This window comes from Deltaproteobacteria bacterium (assembly GCA_016874775.1).
Classification (GTDB): Bacteria; Desulfobacterota; Binatia; order Bin18; family Bin18; genus VGTJ01.
On sequence record VGTJ01000233.1, the window covers coordinates 1 to 7782 of the forward strand.

General features: G+C 54.0%; 5 protein-coding genes. All 5 read right to left on the reverse strand.

Annotated features, from left to right (window positions below):
• Positions 1-57 precede the first annotated feature (57 nt).
• The 5 genes from FJ147_25790 to FJ147_25810 all read right to left on the reverse strand — a co-directional run bounded on the left by FJ147_25790 (position 58) and on the right by FJ147_25810 (position 7582).
• Positions 58-1869 (reverse strand): HAMP domain-containing protein, encoded by a 1812-nt coding sequence (locus FJ147_25790; GenBank protein MBM4259300.1) that lies wholly within the window; start codon positions 1867-1869, stop codon positions 58-60.
• 206 nt (positions 1870-2075) lie between these two features.
• Positions 2076-3626, reverse strand: coding sequence for a hypothetical protein (locus FJ147_25795; GenBank protein MBM4259301.1), 1551 nt, complete (start codon positions 3624-3626; stop codon positions 2076-2078).
• Positions 3613-4929 (reverse strand): tetratricopeptide repeat protein, encoded by a 1317-nt coding sequence (locus FJ147_25800; GenBank protein ID MBM4259302.1) that lies wholly within the window; start codon positions 4927-4929, stop codon positions 3613-3615. The genes FJ147_25795 and FJ147_25800 overlap by 14 nt, the downstream gene beginning before the upstream one ends.
• Positions 4930-4966: 37 nt before the next feature.
• Positions 4967-6397, reverse strand: a complete 1431-nt coding sequence (locus tag FJ147_25805) for a DUF4331 domain-containing protein (protein MBM4259303.1) — start codon at positions 6395-6397, stop codon at positions 4967-4969.
• Positions 6398-6739: 342 nt separating this feature from the next.
• The gene (locus tag FJ147_25810; GenBank protein MBM4259304.1) at positions 6740-7582 is read right to left on the reverse strand and encodes a tetratricopeptide repeat protein; all 843 of its coding nucleotides are present in this window, start codon (positions 7580-7582) and stop codon (positions 6740-6742) included.
• Positions 7583-7782: the final 200 nt, after the last annotated feature.

Sequence of the window (7782 nt, forward strand, 5' to 3'; positions counted from 1 at the left end):
CAGCACCTGGGGCCGTCGCTCTAGGCCCAACGCCAACAGGCCTTCCGCCAGCTCACGCTAGCGGAAGAAAAGCAGGTCCACTTTCAACAGGCAGCGTGAGGCGTCTTTGCACCAGGCCAGCCCTACCCCAGTCCCTTCGTACTCCTTCGCATCATGTAATCGCTGGAACACCCCGAACAGTTTGTTGGAAAAACGCATATCGAAGCCAACACCATTGTCCTTCACGAAATACGCATCCGTACCATCGATCCTCTGGCACCCAATTTCTATGCGACCGGGGTCTCGCTTGCGGGTGAACTTGAGAGCGTTGGTCAGTAAGTTCACATACACTTGTTTGAACAATGCAGGGTCACCGTTGAATTGCGGCATGTCACCGATGACAATATCGAGCTTTCGCCCTTCTTGATCACCTTGCAACTCATCCAGAATTTGGCGTGCCATAGCACCAGGTGCGATAGGTTGCTTATTCAGGGCTTGTCGACTGAGGCGAGAAAACGCTAGCAGATCATCAATCAGAGTCCCCATCTTTTGCGCATTATCTTGAATCCGTTTCAATGACCGGACCGCATCGTCAGGAAGTTGCTCGGCATAATCTTCCATCAGAATGCGAGCGAACCCGGCCATCCCACGCAACGGCGCCCGTAGATCGTGCGACACAGAGTACGAAAAGGCTTCTAACTCTTTGTTGGCAACTTCTAACTGTGTGGTTCGTTCTTTGACGCGCCGCTCAAGATCGGTATTGAGGGTGCGGATTTCCTCCTCTGCAGCGGTTCGTTCGGTTTCGCGTTGCTGCAGTGTTGCAGCCATCTGGTCAAACGCGTAGCCCAGCAAGTTGAGTTCTCCAGGTCCGTTGGGCAGACCAGTACGTACGGTCAGATCGCCTTTACTCAGACGTTCGGTCGCCCCTAAGACAAGATGCACCCGACGGAGGATCAACAAATCTGCGCCAAACCACGCCATAGCTAAGACGAACGCGGCGGCCAATGCCAATCCGGCCATCGTAATGCGCAACACACGATTGGAGGCCGCAAAGGCAACTTCGGTAGGGATCCCGACACTGACATAGGAGGCTGCGCGACTCGCCGAACGCAACACGGTAAACGCATAGAGCCGCGACACGTTATCCTCGCCGATCACCTGTGCGGTGTCTTCATCAAGACTACCCGAGAGCCCTTGAATCAATTGCGCCTCTGGAGCAACTTGCCCGATCCAGTTTCCGCGTTCCGGATGGCGAGCCAACACGATGCCTTTACGATCGATCACTGTCAGTGTTGAATCAGTCGGTAAAGACAGTTTAGAAGCGAACTGATTGAGCCAGGTGAGGTCGAGAGTCGCAAATACAGCACCAAGTACTTCACCGGCAGTGTTGAACACCGGGTATGCAAAGGAAACGACAGCTTCTCCTCGCGTTGCTCTCCCTGCTTGATAGTCTCCCACGCTAAACTCACCGGTTTCGATGGCGTGTCGCGCAACGATACTCAGAGATTGATCAGCACTCAGATCTCCTTTGGCGAGTGGCGAACCACTGCATGCAGCCTCACCCCTTGATCTGATGAACCCGAGGTTGGTATAGCGACGATGTTGCCGCAAGAGGTCAGCGAGCAAGGCCTGACACTGTGCAGCTTCCTCCCCCTGCACTTCAGGCAGTCGAGCCAGGGTCACCAGTAGTTGCCGTACCCCCTCAACCAATTGTTCTTGATCTGCCGCCGCGAGTCGAGCGAGACGGAGTGCCTCTTCACGGACGTCGGATGCGGCAAGTCGACGCTCGTTCCAGTTCGTAAACACCGTCAACAGGAACGCCGGAATAACGGCGAACAAGACAAGCAACAGCAACCGAAAGCGTAGGCTCGCTGGCGAAAAGCGAGACATAAACGACTCCTCTCCAAGGATCACGGCTTCCGTGCCAAAAGAGAGCACGCGCGGAATATTCCTGGGTGCATCTACTGGCAAATGACGTAGCAAATCCCTTGACAACAGAATCGGTTGCGAACGAAAAACCTTTACTGTTTCCGCAGGAGCTGCTCGTCACGGCGATAAGCAAACGCCGTCACTTGGAGAAGAGTCAAAGTTTGGCTTCAGAAGGGCAATTGCGGGAGTATGCCAGTATCAGACAGAGAGCGAAGAACAAGGAACACGCCGATAGGCGTCATCACCAACGGAGAGAGGAACGGCAAATATGCTGCCCAGGCTCCTTCTCCATGCCAACGCTGCATAGAACTGCGTGCGGAGACCAGAAGTAAGCCAATGCTCACAAGAACCCCAGCCAACCCGATACTGAAAGCGACGATCAATAACATCCCAAAAGCAATACGTTGCAACGCAACTGCGCTCAGTAACACCACCAACGCTCCAGGACAGGGGATCATGCCGCCGGTGACGCCCAAGGTGAGTAAGGCTCCATACGAGACGTGACTGCCTACGCCATGCTCATGAGTTCCGTGATGGCGGTGAGATGAGTGCGCGTGGGCAGTATCCCTATGGTCGTGATGGTGGTGCGTATGAAGGTCATGGCCATGATGATGATCGTGGTCATGATGATGATCATGGCTATGATGATGGTGAGGAATTGCGTGACCGAGGGAACGCAGGCAGGCTTGGCGCAGCAATATCCCCCCCATACCAGCGATAAGCAGGCCAGAAACAAGATTCAGCCAAGGATAGAGTTGTTCGGGCACGATGTACTGAGAAGCAAACAGCGCGACAGCACCCAGGGCAAACACACCGATGGTGTGACTTATGGTGACAGTGAGACCGAGCAAGAGGGCATGCCAGGCGGTCCCACGTTCTCCGACCAGGTACGCGGCAACGAGCGTCTTCCCATGTCCAGGTTCAAGCGCGTGGAGCGCTCCGAATCCCATTGCCACCAAGAGAGATATAAGAATCAGACCAGGAGTCTGTTGCGGTGCGGTCACCAGTTCAGTTAACCAACTCCGCGGTGTCTGCGCATCGCGAACGGCTGTCGCATCTCCAGTTGTTACTGGCGCAGCAGATGCGACTTGAGCGCGGGCAGCCGCTGGAACGGCGAACACCAATTCAGCTCGCAGATCTTGCGGAGGAGCTTGCAAGAGGTCAGTGGCATAATTCGTCAATTGGGCGCTTTTACTCTCTTCTGCAACAGAACTACGGGTGATGGTCGCGCCATCGTACGCTCGCGCGATGATTTCTTTCCATCCGATACGTTGCGGGTAGTTATGATCTTCATACACCACCGTTCCACTCTCGGCATCAAGAGCTGCCTCATACACGACAGCAAGCCGTAAGGTTGGTAATCCACCAGCACCGGCAGGGAACGTTAGCTCACGCGAACGCGGTGAGAGGGTCAACGGGTGTGCTCCCACTCGCAACACCAGACTCTGTCGCCACTCCTCGACTTTGCGGTCTCGATATTGAATCGCCGTAGGGTCGTCAGGTTGAGCGACCATTCCGGCGTCCTGCATCTCTTGGAACGTCGGAATCTCCGCCATATCAATGACATACGACACGCGAATAGACGTGGGAAACAGCGCCACCGCAGAAAAATGATTGATGCTGAAGTTACCCATAGGATGGGCTGATCCGTGGACCGGGAACAAGAACACCGTCATGAGGATGGTAATAATATGGAGACCCAACCTAGAAGCGATCATTGTTTTTCTCCTGGGCGGCACTGGCAGCGGGTTTCCCGCGCAGAGTGGCAAGGGTAAGCATCGCAAGATCCGCTTGCAGCGGATGAAAGCGTGGATTCAATCGTAGCGCCCGTTGCAAGTACGTTTGCGCCTCCACTCGTTTCCCTAATCGTTGATAAATCATCCCTGCGTGGAAAAAGAGACGCGCATCTTGTGTCCCCAATCGTAAAGCGCGCTGCATCGCCTCCTGCGCTTCTGGTAACTTGTTGTTCTTATACAGTGCCCATGCCAGCACGTCATAGGTATAAATGTCTCGGCGAACTTCGAGTTCTTTCTGTGCCAGTGCCAACGCCTTAGTCAGCTGTTGATCATGGTCCGCATAGAAGAGTGCGAGTTCACGGTTGTACAGCGTCTGGTTACGTTCGCTGAGCGTAGCCATATATTCGATGAGCGCATATTGTTTCTGCGCTTCCTCAGGTTGACGGAGCGCAGCATACAGGTCACCCAGCGCACTGACGTATTCTGGCAGCGGAATCGTCGCAATCGCTTGTTGATATAGGTGAATGGCTTCGAGCGCGTGGCCCTGTGCCGCACGAACTCGTGCTAGCCCAGCCTGTGCGCGATGATACTTTGGGTAGGTCGCGAGTGCAGCTTCATAGGTAGTACTCCCATTCTCGAAATCTCCGGTCGCGAAATAGAGATCCCCGAGTTGGGTCTGACTCCAGGCCACATGTTCTCTATACTGCTTCGCCGTTTCACCTAGTTCGACTGCGTGACGCATTAACTTTATAGCGCGCTGTACATCGCCACGAAGAAAATGCAGATACGCCACCCGCTCATCCACAGCGAGGGCGCGAGAATGGCCCTGTAACTTTTTGTATGCCTCGGCGGCGTTCTCGTACTCTCCCAGTTCAAGGGCAGCATCTCCGATGATCGCGTACGCAGATGGGTCGGATGCGTCCAAGCGTAACGCCTGTTGGGCACCACGTCGCGCGTGGTCAAAGCGATGCTTGGCCAGATGGATGGCAGCTAGATATTTTGTCGCCGTTGCCGCAGTCGTGTGGCGTGGCACCAGGGCAAGTGATTTTTTGGCCGCATCTTCTGCACGATCGTAGTACGACACATCGCCCGTTTCTCGCGCCTTTTGCATATACGCAAAGGCAAGGGCATTGTAGTGAGCAAAGTTGTCTGGATCCCGCGAGAGGCGGTGTTGCGAGAAGGAGATGAGATCATCAGCCTCATGAAGTTGGGCAGCACGGACTTGTCCAGCCTGCAGAACAAGAAAAGCGAAGATGCCAAAGAAGAGGATTTGCTTTGTATACATCTTCGCTTCCTTATGGTTTGCGTATACCTACCGCTGGTTACTGCTGCTCAGGAAAACCGGTGGTTCCGGGAGAGCCAGGGAACGGATGCGCAGAGGCAAAGAACGGGAAGACATAGGGGTTAGGATAATCACGCTCATTGCCGCCTTCTGACAGATCAGCGATATCCTCATCCGCCTCGATAAAGTCAGTGCCTTGCAAAACGACTAAGACACGGCGATCGGGACAGCTCGGGAGCGTTGAACAATCCAGTGCGACACGATTTCCCCGCGGTCCGCTCCCAGGCACGTTCGACCCATCGGGAAACTTCACATCAGCAAGCTGACGGAGGAGGCGCAATTCTAGATCAATGACATCATCTTGGGGGCGACGTCCGTTAGAGATTCCTAGCACGCCAATATCAAGAGCGGCCGATGGCCGGTCCATATCAAAGCGCAGCACATCGGGAAGAAGGGCTTTGCGCAGAAAGTCTTTATCTGTATTGCCGAAGCTATCAGGCAGCAAGAGCGGGGCCCCTCCGGGAAGTGCTGTCACTCCAAGTTGGGTGAGCAAGGTTGCACGACCGGCAATGGTGTTCCCCGTGCTATCGGTATCCGTTGTCGTCAGCGCATCTGGAATCAATGAGCCAAACTTCGCGAGATCTTCCTCGGGAATGGCGTTGTTGAACTCATCACGTCGTGCTTGCGGAACAAACACCGTAGAAATCGCTGGCAACCCCGTACGTTCAAACTGAACGAATCTCCCATTCAGTGGCGTCTTGGCCTCACTATCGGTCGGGCGACTGACTGTTCCCCAAAAATTGAGCGTTGCATTTGCACCACGAACAAGAGCTTTCGGGAATGAAACGACGAGCATGGATGCATTGATTCCACCGAAAGCATCCACTCCGCTTGTTCCATCATCACGAGTAGGTCGTCCCCGCAGCGGACCAAGGACAGGGCTTGTTACTCCGCGGAAAAGGTCCTGAGAGGCACCCAAGATACGGTTAAACTGACCGGCATCGAAGTTAAAAGCATCATCAGTCAGACCAAAAAAGACCTGAGTCGCGTTTGCATCACCCAGGTTTTGCCCGACTCCTCCCGATACTTCAGGGGCACCTCCAAGCACGCGATTTGTTGCCCCTGTCCTTTTCGGTGCGGACGGACCAAGAACGCGCACAGTCTGTCCTGCCCCACTGCCCGTGAATAAGCCTTGAATTACAAGGTCTTCCTTGAAGTCCCCGTTATTGTCAAACTTGAACTGATACAGGAAGTTTGATGAGAAACTATAGCTTCCCCGCACGGCCGGAATGGCAAAACCATTGACCCCCATCGCGACGACTAACCGGTTGGCGTTGTTAGGGTCGACAAAGATGAACACATCACCAAGGTCACCTTGTGGAAGTCCGTTCACTACCGGAGCTTCACGATGATCGGCACTGTAAGATGGCGGTGGACAGAGCAACGCCAACGCCGCAACAGCTGCTGACATGAAAAAAGAAAGCGATCGTTTTTTCACTGACTGTTCCCCCTTTGCATTCCGGATACAGGAGTCCCCTCAAAAGCAGGCAGAAAAGTATCCGGTTCTTGTGGGCGCATAGAGCACCTTTTCTGCACGCTACCTGCCTCCCTCCCCAGTAAACTGTGCTCGCGCCTCCTTTCTCTCCATGGTCGAGATAGCGTGTAGCGACACCAATCTCTGACTAGACTATACGTACCCTCCAAACAGTTTGGATTGCTCAGGGAATGAAGAGTGTAGAGGTCCTAATTATAACGAATTCTCCTATCGCAAAGCAAACATAGCTGCCCACAGCCCTGACTTCACAACAGGAACTCACTTGGCGAGAGGTCCACCCCTCTCATCCAGGCGCTCAAGCTTCGTGAGAATACGACGGGCATGCGCGGCGTCAGACAGTGAGAAATACGGATTGGTTTTCAGAGCAAGCTGAAGGTAATGCGTCGCTTTCTCCGGTTCACCTGCACCATAAGCAATCATTCCAGCATGAAAAAAGAGCACTGCATCCTTTGTCCCCAGTCGCAACGCCTGTACCATCGCCTGTTGAGCTTCAGTCAGTCGTCCAGCTTTGTAGTATACCCAGGCCAAAGTGTCATACGTATAAATGTCGCGCCGTCGTGTACTCTCAAGCTCCGCTAGCTTTACAGCTTCGTCTAACTGACGATCATGGTCGGCATAGAACAGCGCCAACTGACGCGTGTAAGTATCATTCTTTGCCGCATTAACTCCTTCCACGTATTCAACCAATGCGTACTGCTTTTTTGCGTCCTCCTGTGTGCCAGCGAACGCGAGCAAATCGCCGAAGGCTGTGATCGTATCCGGCGAAGGCACTGCGCCGGTCGCTTGACGATAGAGTTCAATAGCCTCTGCGTACCGTTGCTGTGCCCCTCGCACGCGAGCGAGTGCAGCTTGAGCGTGCGCGTAGTGTGGAAAAACGTGAAGGGCAGTTTGGCACTCACTTTCCGCGGCTGCCAGTTGTCCTTGGTGAAAATACAAATTGCCGAGTTGCACCAAACTCCAAGCCAATGGCTCGGGATCATGGAGATAGCCCGCATTAACTGCAAGCTTCATCACCTCCGTCGCTCCCGCCATATCACCATACAGCTCGCGAATGTACGAAAGCCGAGCGTACGCCGCCACTCCTGGACGCAAGTCAACCATTTTTTCAAACGTTCAGGACTTACGCTTTGGACCTTAACAAGCCGTGACATGAGGGTTTTGTAGTTCAGCGCGAAGGTAATGACTAAACAAACTCTCCCGCACGGCATACAGGGTCTGGCCCAGTTCTTGAGCTTTCACTTTCAAGGATACCCACGCATGATAACAACATGCTAAGTGATTGCGCTGTGCCCGCGCCGCCC

Excerpts from the sequence above, each read along its gene's own strand:
- FJ147_25800 (MBM4259302.1), bottom strand. The coding sequence starts at position 4,929 with ATGTATACAAAGCAAATCCTCTTCTTTGGCATCTTCGCTTTTCTTGTT.
- FJ147_25790 (MBM4259300.1), bottom strand. The coding sequence starts at position 1,869 with ATGTCTCGCTTTTCGCCAGCGAGCCTACGCTTTCGGTTGCTGTTGCTT.
- FJ147_25810 (MBM4259304.1), bottom strand. The coding sequence starts at position 7,582 with ATGGTTGACTTGCGTCCAGGAGTGGCGGCGTACGCTCGGCTTTCGTAC.
- FJ147_25795 (MBM4259301.1), bottom strand. The coding sequence starts at position 3,626 with ATGATCGCTTCTAGGTTGGGTCTCCATATTATTACCATCCTCATGACG.
- FJ147_25805 (MBM4259303.1), bottom strand. The coding sequence starts at position 6,397 with ATGTCAGCAGCTGTTGCGGCGTTGGCGTTGCTCTGTCCACCGCCATCT.